Consider the following 19,037-nt stretch of genomic DNA (forward strand, 5'->3'; position numbering starts at 1 on the left):
ACAACCCTCAATTCACCTCCAGCTTGTCACGATTCCTATCGAGAATCGCCTTGCCGATGCCCTTGACTTCAAGCAGTTCGTCCACCGACGAAAAAGGCCCATTGCTCTCCCGATAGGCAACAATCGCCTCAGCCTTGCCCTTGCCTATCCCTGAGAGCTCGCGCTGCAAAGTTGCGGCATCCGCCCCGTTCAAATCCACCTTGGCGCCTTGCGTTCTCGCTGGCTGCTCCACCGTCTGCGGCGAAGCAACCGACTCCGGCTTGACCGTTGGAGCCGCAATAACAGCAATCGAGGCGCTGGTGAGGAAGGCAAAAATCAGCGAGTAGAAATAGCCTGTACGCATAGGTGACGCTCCATGACATCGTTGAGAGAAGCAGCTTTTCCGAAGCTGCTTCTCAAACTTAGGCGATGGTGGTGAGCTGTCAAAAATGTGTACGTTACGAGGTGTGTAACAATCAAGGCTCAAGGTGACGCTGCTGGTAGATCCAGTCGACAATTTCGCCGTCCGGGGCGTAGCCGCTGACGGTGTCGCGAAGCAACTGGCGAACTCGGGCGTAATCATCTTCTTCGATGGCCGTCAGCAAGTCTGCCAGCCTTAGCTTGAGGACATCCCAAGGCAGGAAGTCTTCATTGGCGCTCATGATCATTGGATGCTGGGTCGCGACCACGTTGTCGCCAATCAGCAGTTCCTCATAAAGCTTCTCGCCGGGGCGCAGGCCGGTGAACTTGATCGCGATATCACCGTGAGGATTCTTTTCAGAGCGAACGCTCAGTCCGGACAAGTGAATCATCTTCTCAGCCAGCTCGACAATCTTCACCGGCTCGCCCATGTCCAGCACGAACACATCCCCTCCCAAGCCCATGGATCCTGCTTGGATCACAAGTTGCGCGGCCTCTGGAATGGTCATGAAGTAACGCGTTATCTTTGGGTGGGTAACGGTCAACGGCCCGCCGGATTTGATCTGTTTATGGAACAGCGGAATAACCGATCCGGATGAGCCCAATACGTTACCGAAGCGGACCATGGTGAAGCGTGTCTTGTTAACCCGGGACACATTGGCCTGATCACCGAACAGCACCGGGGCCAATTCGCGACTCAACGCCTGCAGCGTCAGCTCAGCGAGCCGCTTCGTGCTGCCCATTACATTGGTCGGGCGTACGGCCTTGTCGGTCGAGATCAGGACAAAGTTCGATACACCCGCCTGCAATGCAGCCTGCGCGGTATTCAGTGTCCCGATTACATTGTTCAAGACACCTTCGGCGATGTTGTGCTCAACCATGGGCACATGCTTATAGGCCGCTGCATGGTAGACCGTGTCAACATTCCAGGTCTTCATCACATCAAGCAGTTTCTCTTGGTTGCGAACCGACCCCAAGATCGGCAACAGGCGAACAGACAGAGATTCCCGAGCGATTCGTGGCTCAAGCTCGGAAAGAATGCTGTAGAGATTAAATTCGCTGTGCTCGAAAAGCAGCAATGTGGTGGGTTTTAGCGCCAGGATCTGTCGACAGAGCTCAGAACCGATCGAACCGCCGGCACCGGTCACCAGGACCGACTGGCCTGTAATGCAATGCGCTAGCAGATCAGGCTGTGCCGGCACGGGATCACGACCCAGAAGGTCAGCGATGTCCACTTCCTGGATGTCATCCACTTTGACCCGACCACTGGCCAGATCCATAAACCCCGGAACGCTGCGCACGTGCAGTGGGAAGCCTTCGAGCAGGGTCAGGATTTCTCGACGGCGGCCGCGTGATGATGAAGGAATAGCGAGCAGTATTTCCTGGGCGCCAGTCGCGTCTATCATTTTTTGAATGTGGTTGGGTTCATAGACTTGGAGCCCTGCGATGACACGGTCGGCGATGCTGCTGTCATCGTCTATGAACGCAACGGGTCGCATCACCCGCCCCATGCGCAATGCGGCGACAAGTTGGTTGCCTGCCGCGCCGGCGCCGTAGATAGCGACCTTGGGCAGGCCGTCGTCTCGATTGGTAAAGGGCACATGCTGGGCCGCGGTGAACCAGTCGCCCAGGAAGTATTGGCGCATCATCAGGCGTAAACCGCCAATCATGATGAGGCTCAACCACCAGTAATTGAAGATGATGGAGCGCGGAACTACCGTTTTGTGGTTGCTGTACCAATACACCACCAAGGCCAGCAGTAAGGCGGAAAGGCTGACCGCTTTGCAGATGGTGATCAGTGCGTCGTTGCCGAAATAACGCATGACTGCGCGGTACATGCCGAAGCGGATGAAGATTGGAATGGCGACCAGTGGAGCCGATGCGAAGAGCCACAGATGCGTTTCGATTGGGCTGGCCAATGCCTCGACGCCCAGGCGAACGACAAACGCCAGCCATAGGGCGACCCAGACGAGTGCAACGTCCGTGGCCAGCTGGATCACGCGCTTGTGGCGTCTCGGCAATCCCAGTAACACTGTTCTAAATTTGCTCATAACCCCTTCGTGCACCTTCGCTAGCTCCTTAAAACAATATCCATTTCTGAATCTACGTTAACTTGGGCTCGGCCCACGTCAGAACCGCCCCCGAAAAGGTATCGGCCTCATCTATTGGCGAGAGATTTTTCGGGCCGTCTACATGACTCAACTGATGAAGCCAATGCAAATCGATGCGTCAGAGCGAAACCACCATATTCTCCTGCCTTCTATCATACTCACGTGGCGCCGTTTTGACTTCCAGCAAGAGAGGAGCCCTATTCCTGGCCACGGTCTGTTCTTGATGCCCAATCGCCAGTATTTCTGATTGATCAAAGCAGCTTGCGTGGCAGAATAGACCTAATTCGGCCGGTTTTCAGCATTGCCAAGTGTTAATTTAATGGGTGCTGTTGGGCTAGAAAGACAGTCGAGCGAGGTAAACCACATCCCTCGCTGACCAAGCTATAATTGAAACACAGCGTCTTGGCAGCGAATTTTCATTGTGTACTAATTATCATAAGATTTTCACACGTAAGCCATCACCAAAAGCACTTATGACCACAGACTGATAAATTTTCTATTTAGCAGATTAAGATAAAAACAATAGGCAAAATACTCTAAATGACATTCAGAAAAGACATAAATGGCCTCCGCGCGTGGGCAGTCATGCTGGTTGTTCTATATCACTTTAATGTCCCTATGTTCAGCGGCGGTTTTATAGGCGTAGATATATTTTTCGTAATATCGGGATTCTTAATGGCAGGAATACTCACCAAAAAATTAGATAACAGCTCGGCCCGAGCCCTCCCAAAAGAAATAATCGGCTTTTATCTTGCCAGGGCGAGAAGAATACTCCCCGCCTTGTTAGCGCTGTGCGCCATTACAATAGCTACAGGTTGGTTCTATCTATCACCGGCGCAATATAACGAACTTGCCGATCAGGTCATCGCGGCACTAGGCTTCTATTCGAACAACTTGTTTCTTGAACAAAGTGGTTACTTTGAGACAAACTCCAACCAAAAACTGCTTCTTCACACATGGTCCTTATCCGTGGAGTGGCAGTTCTATATTATATTTCCTCTATTCATGAGTACCATTAGATTTTTTCAAAAAACTAGAACCTGGCAGCTCCTAGCCACGTGTGCCGCATGTGTCGCATCGTTTATTTATTGCGTTTACGTTGCGAATTCAAACCCAGATGCAGCTTTCTATTCGACATTTCCTCGATCCTGGGAAATGCTAGCAGGAAGCCTAGTATATTTTCTTGGATCTCACGAAAAAAAAGAACTCAAGAGACCGGCAACTACCGGATTTTTGATAATTATTTTTTCCGCAACTCTGTTAAACGCCTCTTTAGCATGGCCTGGCATCATAACAGCCCTCCCTGTCCTTGCTGCAGCCATGATCATCTATTCAAACACTAATTCGTACTGGACCTCAGGCAAACTTATTCAATACATTGGCGAACGCTCTTACTCTATTTATTTATGGCATTGGCCCTTGTCGGTCTCCATAAGAATTATAAACCCTCAAAATTCAATCCTCGCCACAATCGCGGGCATTCTTTTGACACTAACTCTAGCCGAAATCTCGTATAGGCTGATCGAGAGAAGAGCAAGACTTACATTCCTGCCAAGCAAGCTCAACCGGGCATTCTACGCATCACTTATTCCTATTATTTTTGTCGGCTCGCTCAGCTTCATAATTAATAAGGCTGACGGTTACCCAAACCGTTTCCCAGCAAAAGCATCAGACTTGGCTAGGTATAAGTTCTCTCTCAACGAATACCGAGATGGACAATGTTTCATACGCCCCGAGCAGACTTATAAAGCTTTTAACACCTGCAGCGACCCAGCGATAGATGCTGCCCAGAGCATACTGCTTTGGGGAGACTCACATGCGGCCCACTTGTACCCTGGCATCCTAAAAAACCTGCCAGAGAACAAAGGAATTACGCAGTTCACAGCTAGTGGCTGCCCTCCATTTATCGGGGTCGATATTAATGATAGGAAAAACTGTAAAGACATCAATGACTTCGTGGCAGATTGGATTGTTCACAATCAACCTGGCGAGGTCATTCTTTCCGCTCGCTGGTCAAGGTATAACTGGGAGTCATTGAGGAGTACGTTAGAATTCCTACAGGCCGCAGGTGTCAAAAAAATCACCGTCTTCGGTCCTACGCCTATTTGGGATAGGACACTCACCGATATTCTTCTAAAAAACTCGCTATTAAATAACACCCCGATCCCCGAAAGAGAAAAAAAATATTTAGTTAACATCGAGAAAACTGACGATGGCATCAGAAAAATAAGCCAAGAATATCGAGTAAACTTCATATCCGTTAGAAAAACGTTATGCACCGAACAAGGCTGCCTAACTTATTTGAACACAAAAAACGGCCCTGTACCCACGGCTTGGGATACCGCACACTTATCGTCAGAAGCGTCTGACTATCTGATTTTTCACAGCCAAATATTCGATTCATTTTTTTTAAGAGACGCCTATTACATAGGTGCCCTTTAGCGATAAATAGGCGTGCGCCAGAATAGAAACAGCATCATCATTGCTAGGCAACTCAGTCATACTTCAGCTAAATCAATTAAGCTCTTCACGGTCCAATCGCTCCTTTTTCTGCGCCCTTATCCAGTGGGTCAGCGTGTCAACGCTTGTCATTGCAGGTCGCTCAATAAATCTAAAAGTCAAACCACAGATAACCATCAAAACAGGAGTAGTCAGCACAATAACCCCCCAATACTGGAGAGGAGTTAACTCATTAGCACTGGCGCCACTGAATACAAATCTAAAAACCACAAACAATAGGACACCATGAAGCAGGTAGATACTATAGGCCATTTCGCCCATAGCACGTGAAACTTTAAGCTTGAGCAAACCAAATATGCTATTACCCCCCGAAATCAGACAAAAAGCTGCTATCAGCAGCAGCCTTGGCACACCGCCATCATAAATTGTTGGATAATTACTCACGGTCCAAGCAAGACATCCAACTATCAGACATGTTGCAAATTTTGAAGCAGCAAAAGAAGTGAACCATTCATAACGAACTAAAACAGCTGCACCCATCCCTCCCAAAAATAGCCAGCCGAAACTCCGACTATAACCGTATGCATCGAATACGTACAATGCGATTGCCGCCAAACACAAATATTTAATGGGCGGACGACTCCCCACAATTAGTCCAACAAAAGGAAGAAAAAAATAAAAGAACCACTCATAGGGTAACGTCCAAGTCACTCCCGCATGGATATACCTAGTACCTAATAGACCATTCAAATCAGGCGCACCCAAAATTCTAAAACCTATCCATTTCAATCCATCTACCATAATTTTCCCGATCGGTTGCGCCGGCTCATTTCTGGTAAGGGCCCATACAATCAAAAACAATACAACCATGGAAATTAGATAGAGTGGTGCCAACCTCAAAAATCGAGAAACATACAAGCGGAGCCAATCAATACCGCGCGCGCGCCCTTCTAGTAATTTATTAAAAAAAAGAAAACCCGTGATCATGAAGAATAATGCAACGCCAATTTGGCCGAAGTGTACAAAAAGCCTAGAAGCGGGCAACGCCCAAACATTAGAATGTATGTAGTTGTGCCATATATAGGAATGATGAAGAAATACAAAAAATGCAAGATACCCACGCAAACCGTCGAGCGTTACAAATCGACCATGGGAGGAAAAAACCGTCAGCTTGTCCAAGAACAAACTAGTCGACAACAACGCGACCAAAATTGCTATTAACGCAGCGAATGCACCTATAATTTCCACTTGAGCACACTTTTTCAAGACAATAAGCGGCAATAATATCTGATTTTTTCAAGCACAGGACAGTCTTCGTGAGATTTTTAGGGATTGCCCTGTACTTTTAAATCACGTCAGCTACCAGACAATCGCGTCCGCCCCAGCACTTTCAGCCCCCGCATTCGGACAGACAGCGCAAGATTTTCCTAGCGCCGCTTGCGTCATCTGTTTTCCGGCATAGTCTCATCAGGCTATGCACCAGAACCTGCAAGCTCCACGCCCCCGCCATTAAACTTGACCGCCAGAAGGATCAATGGCACATAGGCAAGGATAAGCATCCAAGAGCCATCGACTTGAAATAGCAGCGTGCACAGCGCAAGGGGTAATAGCCAGAACAGATTGATAGCTGCAACGCCCAGGGTCACCGGCAAATGTTTACCAAATCGCCGGGATGCGAATTGATAAGCATGACTGCGATGTGCCTGGTAAACTTTTTCGCCACGTAGTAGACGACGCGTCAAAGTGAGAGATGCGTCCACAATAAATACGCCTAGCAGAATCAACCAAGCCCAAAGCAGTTGCGATGAAGTACCTGCTGCCTGGATGGACAAGACGCCCAACGTGATGCCTAGAAAACCGCTTCCGGCGTCCCCCATGAAAATCTTGGCCGGTGGGAAGTTCCAAAATAAAAATCCCAAAACGGCCATTGCAAGCAACAGAGGAAGCCAAGCCAGTTCTTGGATCCCCGTCAGCCAGTAAATCAAACAAGCCCCTAAACAAGTACAAATGGCCTCGATGCTAGCGATACCGTCGATACCATCCATAAAATTATATAAATTGAGCATCCATACCAAATAAAAGGCTGCCAGAATGCTGCCAACCCAGCCCAAGTCAACGGTTATCGCGAAGATACTGAATTGGGGCAAGCCTCCCAACCAGAACAACGCCCAAGCCCCCGCACAGAAATGCCCCAGTAAACGCCAGCGTGCGGCAACGTGGCCATGATCATCCATAAACCCAATAACTGCAGTTACGGCTCCTGCCCCTCCGACTGCGATCAACACGTCAAGGGCAACGAGCTGCGCCCACCCCAATATTGGCAAGGCCAAAAGAAACGCGAGAACAATCGCGACGCCTCCCCCACGAGGGGTCGGAACTGTATGAGAACTTCGGGCATTGGGAATATCAATGATATTACTGGCGAGGGCGTATCGTCGCAAACCGGCAGTCAACAAAAAAGATAACAATAGAACGACAGGAATCAGCCACCAGAGAGTCATTATTTTTTACTTTCCCTATATTGTTCAGCAACGAGTTTCAGCGCGGCGTCCACTGAAAGGGGCGGCTCCCACTGAAGGAGGGAGCGAGTTTTACTAATATCCACCTGCAGAGAACCACATAGCCGTTGGGCAAGTGCTTTCTTGCCCAACAGATTGGCAGCAAAATATAAACACGCGCTAGGTACGGACAGGAGGCGTGCAGGACGTCCCAACGCGCTTGCCATACGGCGCAATAATGTGGAGGTGGAAAGATCCTCTCCATCGCTGACCAAAAATGTTTGATTGGCAGCCGCTGGATGGTCAAGAGTCTTGATTATTAAATCAATAAGGTTATCCAGTGCTACCAAGCTTCGGTTGTTATAAATTGAACCAAAGGGTAACGGAACACCTTTATCCAACCAGCGCACCATATTCAGGAAATTTGCCTTAACTCCCGGGCCGTAGATCAATACCGGACGGATAATTACCACCTCCATCCCGGTCGCCGCGGCAATCTCTCGCAGGCCTTGTTCCGCTTCCGCCTTGGAAAAGCCGTATGGATCAATAGGCTCAGGAATATCGTCGGCCGTGTAAGGCCTACCTGGCTGTGTCTCCTCACCATTAACTTTGATCGAACTGATAAAAATGAAGCGTTTAACCCCGCGAGCAGCCGCATGCCTGGCTAAATTGAGCGTTCCTTCCACGTTGACTTTGCGAAACTCGCTTAACGGATCGACCGACTGCTCGTTCATCACGTGCACCCGTGCGGCGCAGTGCACTACCACCGACTGGCCGTCGAGCGAGGGAGCCCAGTCATAAGTGGCCATGTCATCGAAGATCACCGGCTCAATACCTTGTACCAAAGCTGTATTAGGATCGCGCAAGGCTGCGCTTACCCGGTGACCCGCTTGCATCAATCGTCTAGACGTTGCATGCCCGACGAACCCGGTAATTCCGGTCAAAAACACGTTCATTTTGACGTTCTTCCCGCGCCTTCCAACAACACAATATCTTGCGCCAGCGCCTGCATGATTTTCTGCCGGGCAAAGCGCTCGACAAATTCCTGTCGAGGCGCGGTCACCATGCTTAATGACTCGAACGCTGTAACAGCTTGCTCAACATTACAGGGACTGAACACTGCGGCATTAGGCACATGCTCACGAACAAATTCGGCCGAGTAGCCAGCCACCCCAGCCCAGATCGGTTTGCCCAGGGCAGCATATTCGAAAAGCTTCGAAGGCAGGACCTTGCGAAAAGCATCGTAGTCATTTAAATGAAGAAACAGCACATCCGAATCCTGATACGCTGCGATGAGTGCGTCACGGCGAATAGGCGGAGTTATTTCAACATTTTTACACGCGCCGGACTCGATCGCGCTTTGCAGTTGTGTCCGGCGCCCACCATCACCGATACAGCGGAATTTCAGGCGCCCTTCAAAACGTTGGGCAACGTGCGGAATAATTGTGTGAAGCCCCTGTCCTTCGCCTATGTTACCCGCATAAAGGACTGTCAGCTCCCCCTGCCCACTTGGTTTCACTTCCGAGGGCTGAGCCTCGATGAATTCATCATCGATTCCATTGGTAAAAACGACAAATTGGCCCCGGGGATAACGGCTCTTGAAATATGGCAAAAAACCCGCGGAAACCACATTGACACGAGTTGCAGCGTTGATGGTCAGGCGTTCGATGATGGAAAACAATGGTTTGAGCAACCATGTCACCTTCGCCGGCAACACGTCTTTGATGGTGTCGACGAAAATATCCCGGATATCCAGATAGAGCGGACATCCAACCCGTTTGGCCACCAGTGCGCCCAGCGAGGCAGTCATCAGGCGCGACGACGTCGCATAGACAACATCATAATGCTGATGACGGGTCATTTTTAAAACAGCTTTGAGATAACCAAAGAAAGCCTTCGATTGATCAACCATCCCACTGTTGTGCTCCGACAACGCGATGCGTCGGATCGTCAACCTTGGGTGTTGTTCAAGCAGCGGCGCCTCAAGTGAAAAGCTGCTGTAGCGATTCGGCTGAGTGGTTATGACCTCGACGCTGGCATCCTCTGGTAGGGTTTCAAGCAACGCCTTCACCAGCGCCGTGGTGCGAAACGACCCCGCTGACAAGTCAGGTTGGTAGTAAAAACTCAACAGCAATACTTTCAAAATCAACTCCAACGTATGTGCGTGGTCAGCGGACGCCCGCTAAATGTCGCTTCAATGCACTGATTGGCTATTGAGCAACCGAATCCAGGGTGCCAAGTCGAAGCAACCACGCGCACTTGGTCGGCGCCAGATAGCTCGATTACCACCTTTTTGCCTGTCCCCATGTCGGCAACGAAACAGGAGGCGTCCTGAGACAACAAAACATCAGGATGAATGTAAAGACGAGCGACCGCGACGAACTGATCGCTTGTAACCTGATCGATCATCTCCAGCCCTTCTTCGCTAAAAGTCCAAGTACGACGATGAAGGAGACTGCTGCTCAGACGCTGGTAACCGTTATGACTGGCCTGGATGCAGGAAACGCCGTCCTGTAGGTCGAGGCGCTCGATAGCAGGTCTTGCGCGCCTGGCAACACGAAACCCGGCCCAGACCTCGGAAGAGTCCTGTCCAGCGACTTCTACTGTGCTGTGAGCGCTGGTGCTACGCTGCCGTTGGCGTTCGGCACCTTCCCCATACTGTGATGTCCCCGAATTGACAACCAGACGCTGCCCAAAGACGCTGAGCTCGAAGCTCAGTGTATCGGCGTGTGCGTGGCCGGGTTGATAATCGGGACCGACCTGAGCCAGGTCAAGCAACGCCTTCACCCCTGTCTTGGGCGTCACAACGGCATAGCCAGTGGCGGAATTAAGGAAAACGACGCGATCCGGTGCGTCCGGGCCAACAGAGATGCCAAGGCGCGCTGCGTACTCCTCGATATGCACGAAATCGGGGGCAACTCCGAATGCCGCATCGTTGAAAAAGCCAATCTTGCCATCGGGGTGTAACATGCTGCGCAGCCAATCCAAGCCTCGACTAATCACCGCTTGCCAGCGTGGCAAACGCTGGGTCAGGTCAGGCAACCCCGAGCGTTGAGCAAGATTGACCAGATCACACATATCCCACAGAAGCGTCGCGTGGTACATGGGTGAAAGTTCAAAGTGTCCTCCATCCTGCAAAAACTGCTCAGCAACTTCCTCATCAAGTACCTTCAATCCCTTGGCCAGCCATTCGTCCGCCTTGGCGCCCGATAGATAAGCGCCGACAAACACAAGAGCCTTGCCGTTAGCGAATAGATGGTTCCCTAGAATGTGATATTCCAGCTGCTGGGACAGTGCATCTGCCTGGGTGGCCAAACTATCCAATCGAGCGCCTGCCAAGGATTCAGTACGAGCAAACCATTTGACGAGGTTGACTATGCGCAACGAAAGCGGATAGGGCTCCCAACCATCACCCGAAATCGGAGGATTGGCTTGAGTCCAGCTCCGAACGAGCGTCTCAGCAAGAGCCGGCGTTGTATCTATATTTTTCGCGTTCAAGTCATCTAGGTAATGCAGGTTGTAGAGCCAGAGCTTACCGTAGTGCCCCGCCCGCCAATCTGCGGGATCACGTACCTGGCCCTTTACACCGAGAAAGGTAAACGCAATGCCATCCTGAGTCGACAATTCACTCCATTGCGGCGCGGACCAGCCAACTGACCAAGCTCTGGAGCTGACACCATGGTACTCACGTGGCCGCACCCGAGCAAAACGGTAGTAGAGACGAAACACCACCTGCCTCAACGCGAGGTAGCGGAGGGTATGGATAAAGCGGCTGGCCTTTTGAAATGTCATTGTGGCGATCAATTCTTCTGGTTGCGCAGGAGCGCTGCCACTTCAATGGATACCTGCGCAACCTCCATAACCTCTTCGAATGGAATAACCGACTTCGTTCCTTTTTCGATGGCTTGCAAAAATGCGCCCGCACATTGTCGTTGCCCCTTGTCCTGCTTCCACAAATTGAACTTGCTGAAGCCTGGCCAACCGAAACCTTTCAATTTACGGAAATTATCCAGTTGCAACACTCTGCCGGCGGTGAACACCTCAACACGCTCTTTCGGGAAACTGCTGGCGCCGTTTGCAAGATACAAGATGGTCCCGAATGAACCGTCCTCAAAACCCAGTGTGATGGACGCTTTGTCCTCGCACACTTCAACGGCCGGGGAATCTCCCATTCGCCGAGCCTGGATGGAAACGATTGGAGAACCAGCCAAATAGCGCATTAGGTCAATGAAGTGACAGGCCTCGCCGATAATTCGGCCGCCACCCGTGGCGATCTCCTGAGTCCAATGGCTGGAAGGAATGGCTCCGGCATTCATGGTCATGATGAAGGTCTTAGGCGCTTTCACCGTTTCTAACAGGCTCTTGATCTTCTGCACCTGAGGTGCGAAGCGGCGGTTGAAGCCAACCATTAATTGCGGACCATTTCCTTGCTGATGAACTGTTTGGTAGGCCGTCCGCACCTCCTCCAATTCGGGCATCGTAATGGCCAAAGGTTTTTCGACGAATACGTGCTTGCCAGCCAACAGCGCCTTGGAAACGAACCGCGCATGACTGTCATGCCGAGTCACAATCGCAATAGTGTTGATCGCCGGATCCACCAACATCTTGTCCATGTCAGTCGACGCCTGAGCGAAACCAGCCTTTTCACCATGGATGACACTATTGATGCCACCTGCCGTGACGATCGTATGGAGCTGCGCACCGGCTGCCTTGAATGCAGGAATCAGTACCCGAGAGGCATAGTTGCCAGCACCAATGAATCCCATGACCGGACGCTGGGAATCAAACGTAGCGGAACCAGAAAGCGGTACCTCGCGCACAGCACGCGCTTCAGCTTGGGCTGCATACAACAGCAGCATACCGAGGCCTGACTTGTCATCCGTCAGAGCAGCATAAGCGTCAGGTGCGTCCTCGAATGCAAAGCGGTGGGTAATCAACGACTTGACTTCCAATTGCCCGCTGTCAAGCATGTCTAACACGGCTTCAAAGTTACGCTGCTGTGTCCAGCGCACAAAACCCAACGGGTAATCCCGTCCCTGTTCTTCATATTCAGGATCATAGCGCCCAGGTCCATAAGAACAGGACACCTGGAAACTCAGCTCCTTTTCGTAGAAATCAGCGCGATTGAGTTCCAGCCCGGTCACCCCGACCAGAATGATTCGCCCACGCTTACGGCTCATTCGCGCGGCCTGGGTCACCGGGTCGGTGGATTTGGTCGAGGCGGTAATAATGACTCCATCAACCCCCTGACCGCGACTGAAGGCCATACCTGCAGCCACCGGGTCTTCCCCCTTACCCGGGTTGCAAACCTGCGCGCCATACTTTCGGGCGAGCTCAAGTTTCGCTTCGTCAAAGTCGATCGCCAGTACACGACACCCATGCGCCCGCAGCAACTGCACAGTGAGCAAGCCAATCAGGCCCACGCCAGTCACTACGAAAGCTTCGCCCAATGTCGGTTGCGCCAGGCGGATCCCTTGCAAGCCAATACTCGCTACCACCACGAACGCCGCCGACTCATCGTCGACCGTATCGGGAATCCGGGCGCAAAGATTTTTAGCGACTTTAACAACATCAGCATGAGGACCATTGGAGACCACGCGATCTCCCGCCTTGAAACCTTCCACGCCAGCGCCAACCTCAGCGACGACACCTACGTTGCAGTAGCCAAGAGGCAGTGGCTGAGCAAGCTTGGACTGCACCGCTTCAATGGTGGTCATCAGGCCGTCAGTCTTGACCTTTTCCAACACCATCCTGACCTTTTCTGGCTGCTGACGGGCTTTGTCCAAATAGGATGCCTTACCGAACCCGACCAACATCCGCTCGGTACCCGCTGATATAAGCGAAACGCTGCTGTTGATGATCACGTGTTCACGTGAGACCTGCGGCGCGGGGGCAACCGTTACGGTTGTGCCGCCTTTGGCCATATCTTGAAGAATCTGCTTCATATCACCCTCAACGCAAAATATTACTCAGAACCCAAGTTGTAAACTTCGGTAGAAAGATCATTTACCCTGTTACCGATAGAATAAGCGAACAGGGTATTGTCACGTGCCACGCCGTGAGGAAAAAGAATTGCACCAAACTGAAAAAGCCGATAAGGCAAAAAATCTTTAGTTTTAGAAAACAACACACTGCAAGACAGGTCCGTTTTGCTGACTACCAGGACATCTGACTTATTTTCAATTATTCCGGGACCAGGCCGGCGGTCCAACAGCGCCAGGACGGGATTGGATTTTTTATCAGAAGGCTCGGTAGCCGTCGAAAAGACGAAATAGTCACGCAACTGGCAGCCGTAAATGCAAGAACCATTTATTTCCAGCAACGAATCGGAACGCCATTCGCCGTCGGCGCATGCCAACAATCTAATAGCGTTGCGATTAATCTGCGTATCTGTTGCATACAACAGCCCCTGTTCTGTCGGGAACGCGACACAGGCACGATACGCCTGTTCCCCTCGAAGTATGGGCTGTACGTCTTTAAAATCCTGCTTGACCATCCATATGCTGGCGGAATGTTCAAAATCCCCGGCCAACAACCAGATGCAGTTACGGCGCGGATCCGCTACCAGGCCATGTATGTGATTAATTTCGCCGTCAGCAAAAGAATAAATTACATCCCAACTGCTATTTTTATCACGTTTATAAACATGGACCGGTTCGCGCTGACGATTTCCGAAATATTCACCAAAGTAGATTCCATCCTCAACGCCTTGAACCCCTTCGACAACCGTAAAGCTCAACGGCCCTCGACCGACTCGGAAAGAAAATTCGCAACTTAACAGGGCTCCTTCCGGACAATAGCTATAGAGCCTGGCGCCATAAGAAAAAAAATACAGTCCTTGAAAAAATGCGCCCGTCCCAAAGCCCAAGCGCGCCAGACGAAAAGCCCAGCGAGACATGGCCAGGAGGCGTCGCTTACGTGACTCAGGCACCGAGACCAGTCGCTCAAGCTCGCCATCGACGGTGCGCCGATAGAGCGTATTAGCCTTGCCCAGCACGAGCCGTCCCTTATCATCCAAAAATAAAGGCTTCAGTTTGGGCAGAACAGCTTCCGATTTCATGAGCCCACCCAGAAATAAGGATAACCAGAACGGTTTCTAGCATCGAGAAACTCGATCAATGCCTTGGCCGAAAGCACCTCGACAATAATCCCATCAATAGTTGCGGACTTGAGCAGACCGGTCGCCATAAGGTCCTTGCACAAAGTCCGCTCCCCGAAGTGCAATGCTCCCCAGCGAGGCGCCCGTTCCCGCAACACACGGGTTTCCTCAAAGTCACCATCCTTGATGACAAAATTTTTCTCTACATACCAGTCTTTGACGGGCCATTGTGTGTCTTTTACATCTTCTGCCACATGAATCATGGTGAGGCTGTGGGTCAGATCAGTGCCCAAGCCGATTATCAACGCGTCCTGTTCGACACAACGTTTCCAAGAAGAATTGACACCACAGGCAAGCGGCGAACTGCCCTCTAGGTTTCCATCCATGAGTGTTGTTGCGAGCTGACCGATGGCAACCATGGTATTGATTGGATGGCGGCTTCTTACCGAACTTTCCCGCTTGTGCAACGCGGTGGGCAAAATCCCGGTTTTTATTCGCGATTTCTGCACGTTATAGGTATAGACATTTTCATCGGGCTTAGGCGAAAGATACTCCTCCACCGAGCGAGCGTTGGTGAACAACGGCATCGCGGGCATTGCCAAAGTCCCTTCGGGACCAAGAAGCTGGAGAAAAAAATCAATCACTTCATCTGGCCCGGCCACGCGTCCCTTCAAGGGGGCGAAGGCAGAATGCACCACCAGCAGAGAACCCCGCGTCACACCGCAATCGCCGAGATAACGTTTAAGCGCAGGATAATCGAAAGGCTTGACGTCCTGTTCTTCGACGAGATGTTTCTTCTTGGCACTTTTTTTGACCTTGCCGGCCAGGCGCTGCACGTTCCGCCAATACAAACGTCGAGCGAGCATTTCCACATGTGGCGACAAGGCAAAGACTTTTTTAACCAATCCTGTATTAGCCATGATGCTAGGACCTGTCCTTTAAAAAATGCGTATAAAAATAGTCGTACGATTTCTTGTGCTCGGCACAGATGAAGTCCAATCTCACCTGAGACGTCGAGGCGTGCTCCTTGTCAAAAACCCGCACGCTGGGGACATGCTCGATGCTCAAACCATGCCTGCGCAACTGCTCGGCAACAAACCCTTCCTCGCCAAACAGGAATCGAGGGTAGGCAACGTCTGCGCCCTTGGTAAAGTAACGTCGGGTAAAAATCATGAACGAGCCATGAGCGCCGTACATGCGAGGCTGCGGTTGACTGATGGCCACGGCTCCACGATCACGCTGTTGCGCGCGGGAGCGGGTTTGTTCGCGCATACGCACCAACTTATGATACCAGCGGAATAACACCACGTTAGAGCATACCAAGCGCATGAAGTTGATTTTGCGGGCGGAGGGGCGACTCATCATTTTTGGGTTCAAGTCGCGGCCGTCTTTGTCGGAAAAAATACCTGGCGCAATCAGTCCCGTTTCAGCGCCCACCGAATGGGACAGAAGGACCGTAAAAAAATCCTCGGCTACAACGAGATCAACGTTGCATACGATAACGAAATCATAGTCTTCAACGCCTTGCGATAGACTGGCAAGTGCCTTATTGAACGCAGGAAAATAACCGACATTGTCGTTTTTCAGGTACTTGAACGAATATGAGTACTTCTGGGTAGCCATGTCTATCGTTGGTTGAACCGTCGAATTATCCGCCAGAACGACATCAAGAACGAGACCAGGGAATGCACGAAACGCAAGTTCAGCGGACGCCAAAAAACGTAACGCATCTTCGTGAGCATTGTAGCAAACCGGAACAATACAAACTTTCAATTTAGACCTCGATCAACAAAACCGACTCTCATTAAAACGAACAACAAAAACCACTGCACCAGGAAAACCAGAGGAACAGTCAACCAGCTCAGCGAGCTAATAATGTAAGTCTGATAACTAATCGCCACAAAATATATAAAAAACATAATTCCATAAGCACTATTACGGCAAGTCAGAAGCCGCCAATAGCTTAAATTACAAAAAACACCAACAACAAATGCAAACACAAAACTTCCAAACAAACCAAAATCATTGATAAGACCACGAAAAACTGTAAACAAGTTACCCTTCACGTAATCCCCATAAGTGTAAAACTCATCATATATACCCATGGGAAGACCACGCTCATCCCCTGCCAAATGAAAAAATGACATAAATGTATAAAAACCCATCGTTAAGAAGTCATGCCTATAAGTCATTGATGACTCATTCAAATAACGCTCAGAAAACCAGTCTGAAAACGCCGGCAGATGCACAGAAGAATAAGTTACAAGATAGTACCTAAGACGATTGAGTATTAGCGATGTATCGTCAAGCTCGTAAATCCCTCTAGACAAAAACGAGGCCAGCACTACCGGAAAAACAAGCAACCCGTACATCGATAAAACGCGGAGCCCGGAATAATTTATCAACGTGTAATTTTTATTATATAGCCGAGTTACCAACAACCCGCCAAGAAAAAGAAAAATAGAAAAGAAAAAAAGCCCCTTCGCACTTTGCAAAAACATCACAAGCAGTGCTGGCAAAAATGCCAATACTAAAAATTTTTTCTTGCCCTTTACTGACCCACGGGAACCATATATCAGCCCTCCGAACACCGCAGCATAATAACTACTCTGAAGTCCTAACTGTGAAAACACATTAGATACAATCTCACCCGAATAACGCTTTCCAGCGTAAATACCGCCCACAGCGATAGGGTTACTTATTAACTGATCAATTGAAATCCCCTGCTGCAAGACACCAAGAAAATTCATCAAAACAGCGAAACCCGCCGCCCCATAAAATGCAGCAACCATCAACGGCCGATTGAAGTAGTAGGCCGCATTAGGTTTATTTTCATTACGCGCCAATGCCACACGCCAAGGAAACATATAACCGGACAACGAAAAACTTAGACAGAAAAACAGAATATATACAATCGCCAGTGGATTAACGGGGGCTTCGAAGGCGACCACCAGCGGGAACGCAGTGTAAAAAAACCAAAAAAGTGAAAATATAGATACTGGATTCAACCAGACACTGAACGCTTTCTTTGAACTCCATGCCCCAATCAAAAAAAAGACGGATAGAAAAAAATTAATAAATTTATATATCCAAAAATCATCCATTTTTTTTGTTCCGTTTGTATTTCCATAAAAATGCTACAAGCAATGACATCTCCGCAAAAACAAAAGCGACCGCAGCACCATGAGCATCAAAATAATAGCACGCAGCCATCGAACATAGAAAAGTGGACACGCCTACCGTAAATACCGCTTTCGCGAAATAGGACTGCGCACCGATCAAAGTCAGCCCAACGGCTCCGAACATTGCGTTGGCAACGCCGAAAATAACCGCTGGCGCCATGAACAGAACAAGGACAAGTGCCTCGTTGCTAAACCCTGGCAAATACCCTAAAGCGCGACCTGCGTAGATCGCGAGCATACCGAAGGGCAGCGCAATGAACATGAGATAGATCTGAATGCGGGTGTTTTTCCAGATGACTTCAAAGGCATGCGAATAGGTTTTTTGCTCAACCGGCAACACCGACCAAGTCTTAACGGCCTTGGGTATGAATAGCTGATTGAGCGGACGCGCTAACGCCTGGATACTTTTGATGATTTTTTCCACCACAGCATAGACTGATACCGCAGCATTATTGGAAACGCCAGCCAGAATCAAGACATTCGCACCTCGGAATAGAGCCACGGACACATTGCCAAAGAATAGATGACGCCCCTCACGAAGAAAGCTGAACATTCCGCCAACACTGGCTGACCTCATGCCGCTTACGCCGAAATACCGAAGTAAAAAAATGAACGCTGCGAGGCCGGAAGTCAGAAAGCTACCGGCGAGTATCAATGATGCAGTCAATACGTCTGCAGCATCATCAACAATCAAATAGATTGCCAGCACGGCAGAAAAACGTGAAGCCAATACAAAAGCCGCCAAGAGCGTGTTGCTTTCGATGGCTTGAAAATAGTAATTGCATTGAAGAATCATACCCAGTACAAAACACAACCATGCCAGCATAACCGACAAACTTCCATCCGCCAGGATGTAGTAGGCTATTGCCATTGGTACTGCCGAGACAATAAACAACGCAATACGGGTACCGAGGATATTGAAAAAACATTCCGCTTCGGCAATCAAGCCGCCGTGTTGCCTGGCCTCGACTATAGATTGGACGCCGCTGGTGTCGAAACTGTAAAGACAGACCGTCAATACATAGAATGCCATGGCTTCTGCCACAACAAGTTCAGCAAAAGCATCTTTGCCCAATACAGTGAGCAAAAAAGGAAATACCAACAGCGGAAACAAAGCGTTGGCGCCCTGTATGGCCACCAACGCCAAACCGTTCGTCAGATGTGAGTTAAGACGCACGGTTTAATCCTATGGGCTTTCGGCATCTTACGAGCAGGCGATCACATGCAATGATAATTCGAACCTTCGAGTTGGAATTAGCCGATTTCATACAGAAGCTTCCTTGAAGGA

Annotated in this window: 14 protein-coding genes; 1 reads left to right on the forward strand and 13 read right to left on the reverse strand. The window is 50.0% G+C overall.

From position 1 onward, the window contains the following. Positions 1-7: 7 nt before the first annotated feature. Together J3P90_RS17745 and J3P90_RS17750 are read right to left on the reverse strand one after the other, a co-directional pair. Entirely contained in the window at positions 8-343 is a 336-nt protein-coding gene (locus tag J3P90_RS17745; protein WP_420767818.1) for a ComEA family DNA-binding protein, read from the reverse strand. A gap of 112 nt (positions 344-455) precedes the next feature. Beyond that, complete coding sequence (locus tag J3P90_RS17750) at positions 456-2,450, reverse strand: polysaccharide biosynthesis protein (protein WP_434675134.1); 1,995 nt, start codon at positions 2,448-2,450, stop codon at positions 456-458. A gap of 600 nt (positions 2,451-3,050) precedes the next feature. Here J3P90_RS17750 and J3P90_RS17755 point away from each other — a divergent pair. After that, positions 3,051-4,952, forward strand: a complete 1,902-nt coding sequence (locus J3P90_RS17755) for an acyltransferase family protein (RefSeq protein ID WP_434675135.1) — start codon at positions 3,051-3,053, stop codon at positions 4,950-4,952. Between the two features lie 72 nt (positions 4,953-5,024). Here the strand turns inward: J3P90_RS17755 and J3P90_RS17760 are convergent, their stop codons facing one another. The 11 genes from J3P90_RS17760 to J3P90_RS17810 all read right to left on the reverse strand — a co-directional run bounded on the left by J3P90_RS17760 (position 5,025) and on the right by J3P90_RS17810 (position 18,926). Further along, positions 5,025-6,218 carry an acyltransferase family protein gene (locus J3P90_RS17760; protein WP_434675136.1) on the reverse strand — a complete coding sequence of 398 codons (1,194 nt, stop codon included), beginning with the start codon at positions 6,216-6,218 and terminating at the stop codon, positions 5,025-5,027. Between the two features lie 224 nt (positions 6,219-6,442). After that, complete coding sequence (locus J3P90_RS17765; protein ID WP_434675137.1) at positions 6,443-7,471, reverse strand: MraY family glycosyltransferase; 1,029 nt, start codon at positions 7,469-7,471, stop codon at positions 6,443-6,445. Then, positions 7,471-8,424: a UDP-glucose 4-epimerase family protein gene (locus J3P90_RS17770; protein ID WP_434675138.1), complete on the reverse strand. Its 954-nt coding sequence runs from the start codon at positions 8,422-8,424 to the stop codon at positions 7,471-7,473. The genes J3P90_RS17765 and J3P90_RS17770 overlap by 1 nt, the downstream gene beginning before the upstream one ends. Continuing rightward, the gene (locus J3P90_RS17775; RefSeq protein WP_434675139.1) at positions 8,421-9,611 is read right to left on the reverse strand and encodes a glycosyltransferase family 4 protein; all 1,191 of its coding nucleotides are present in this window, start codon (positions 9,609-9,611) and stop codon (positions 8,421-8,423) included. The genes J3P90_RS17770 and J3P90_RS17775 overlap by 4 nt, the downstream gene beginning before the upstream one ends. Positions 9,612-9,613: 2 nt before the next feature. Further along, the gene (locus J3P90_RS17780) at positions 9,614-11,260 is read right to left on the reverse strand and encodes a heparinase II/III family protein (RefSeq protein WP_434675140.1); all 1,647 of its coding nucleotides are present in this window, start codon (positions 11,258-11,260) and stop codon (positions 9,614-9,616) included. 8 nt (positions 11,261-11,268) lie between these two features. Beyond that, complete coding sequence (locus J3P90_RS17785) at positions 11,269-13,413, reverse strand: bi-domain-containing oxidoreductase (protein WP_434675141.1); 2,145 nt, start codon at positions 13,411-13,413, stop codon at positions 11,269-11,271. Between the two features lie 20 nt (positions 13,414-13,433). Further along, positions 13,434-14,528 (reverse strand): hypothetical protein, encoded by a 1,095-nt coding sequence (locus tag J3P90_RS17790; protein WP_434675142.1) that lies wholly within the window; start codon positions 14,526-14,528, stop codon positions 13,434-13,436. Continuing rightward, the gene (locus J3P90_RS17795; RefSeq protein ID WP_434675143.1) at positions 14,525-15,487 is read right to left on the reverse strand and encodes an AAC(3) family N-acetyltransferase; all 963 of its coding nucleotides are present in this window, start codon (positions 15,485-15,487) and stop codon (positions 14,525-14,527) included. Before J3P90_RS17795 ends, J3P90_RS17790 begins: the two co-directional genes overlap by 4 nt. Before the next feature lie 4 nt (positions 15,488-15,491). Then, entirely contained in the window at positions 15,492-16,340 is an 849-nt protein-coding gene (locus tag J3P90_RS17800; RefSeq protein WP_434675144.1) for a glycosyltransferase family 2 protein, read from the reverse strand. Continuing rightward, on the reverse strand, positions 16,337-17,671 hold the full coding sequence (locus tag J3P90_RS17805) for an O-antigen polymerase (protein WP_434675145.1): 1,335 nt from the start codon (positions 17,669-17,671) through the stop codon (positions 16,337-16,339). The genes J3P90_RS17800 and J3P90_RS17805 overlap by 4 nt, the downstream gene beginning before the upstream one ends. Further along, positions 17,664-18,926: an oligosaccharide flippase family protein gene (locus tag J3P90_RS17810; RefSeq protein WP_434675146.1), complete on the reverse strand. Its 1,263-nt coding sequence runs from the start codon at positions 18,924-18,926 to the stop codon at positions 17,664-17,666. Before J3P90_RS17810 ends, J3P90_RS17805 begins: the two co-directional genes overlap by 8 nt. Positions 18,927-19,037 lie beyond the last annotated feature (111 nt).

The organism is Pseudomonas sp. D3-10 (genome assembly GCF_051132175.1).
In the GTDB taxonomy this organism is placed as follows: Bacteria; Pseudomonadota; Gammaproteobacteria; order Pseudomonadales; family Pseudomonadaceae; genus Aquipseudomonas.

Excerpts from the sequence above, each read along its gene's own strand:
- J3P90_RS17745 (WP_420767818.1), bottom strand. The coding sequence starts at position 343 with ATGCGTACAGGCTATTTCTACTCGCTGATTTTTGCCTTCCTCACCAGC.
- J3P90_RS17750 (WP_434675134.1), bottom strand. The coding sequence starts at position 2,450 with ATGAGCAAATTTAGAACAGTGTTACTGGGATTGCCGAGACGCCACAAG.
- J3P90_RS17755 (WP_434675135.1), top strand. The coding sequence starts at position 3,051 with ATGACATTCAGAAAAGACATAAATGGCCTCCGCGCGTGGGCAGTCATG.
- J3P90_RS17765 (WP_434675137.1), bottom strand. The coding sequence starts at position 7,471 with ATGACTCTCTGGTGGCTGATTCCTGTCGTTCTATTGTTATCTTTTTTG.
- J3P90_RS17770 (WP_434675138.1), bottom strand. The coding sequence starts at position 8,424 with ATGAACGTGTTTTTGACCGGAATTACCGGGTTCGTCGGGCATGCAACG.
- J3P90_RS17780 (WP_434675140.1), bottom strand. The coding sequence starts at position 11,260 with ATGACATTTCAAAAGGCCAGCCGCTTTATCCATACCCTCCGCTACCTC.
- J3P90_RS17785 (WP_434675141.1), bottom strand. The coding sequence starts at position 13,413 with ATGAAGCAGATTCTTCAAGATATGGCCAAAGGCGGCACAACCGTAACG.
- J3P90_RS17790 (WP_434675142.1), bottom strand. The coding sequence starts at position 14,528 with ATGAAATCGGAAGCTGTTCTGCCCAAACTGAAGCCTTTATTTTTGGAT.
- J3P90_RS17795 (WP_434675143.1), bottom strand. The coding sequence starts at position 15,487 with ATGGCTAATACAGGATTGGTTAAAAAAGTCTTTGCCTTGTCGCCACAT.
- J3P90_RS17805 (WP_434675145.1), bottom strand. The coding sequence starts at position 17,671 with ATGGATGATTTTTGGATATATAAATTTATTAATTTTTTTCTATCCGTC.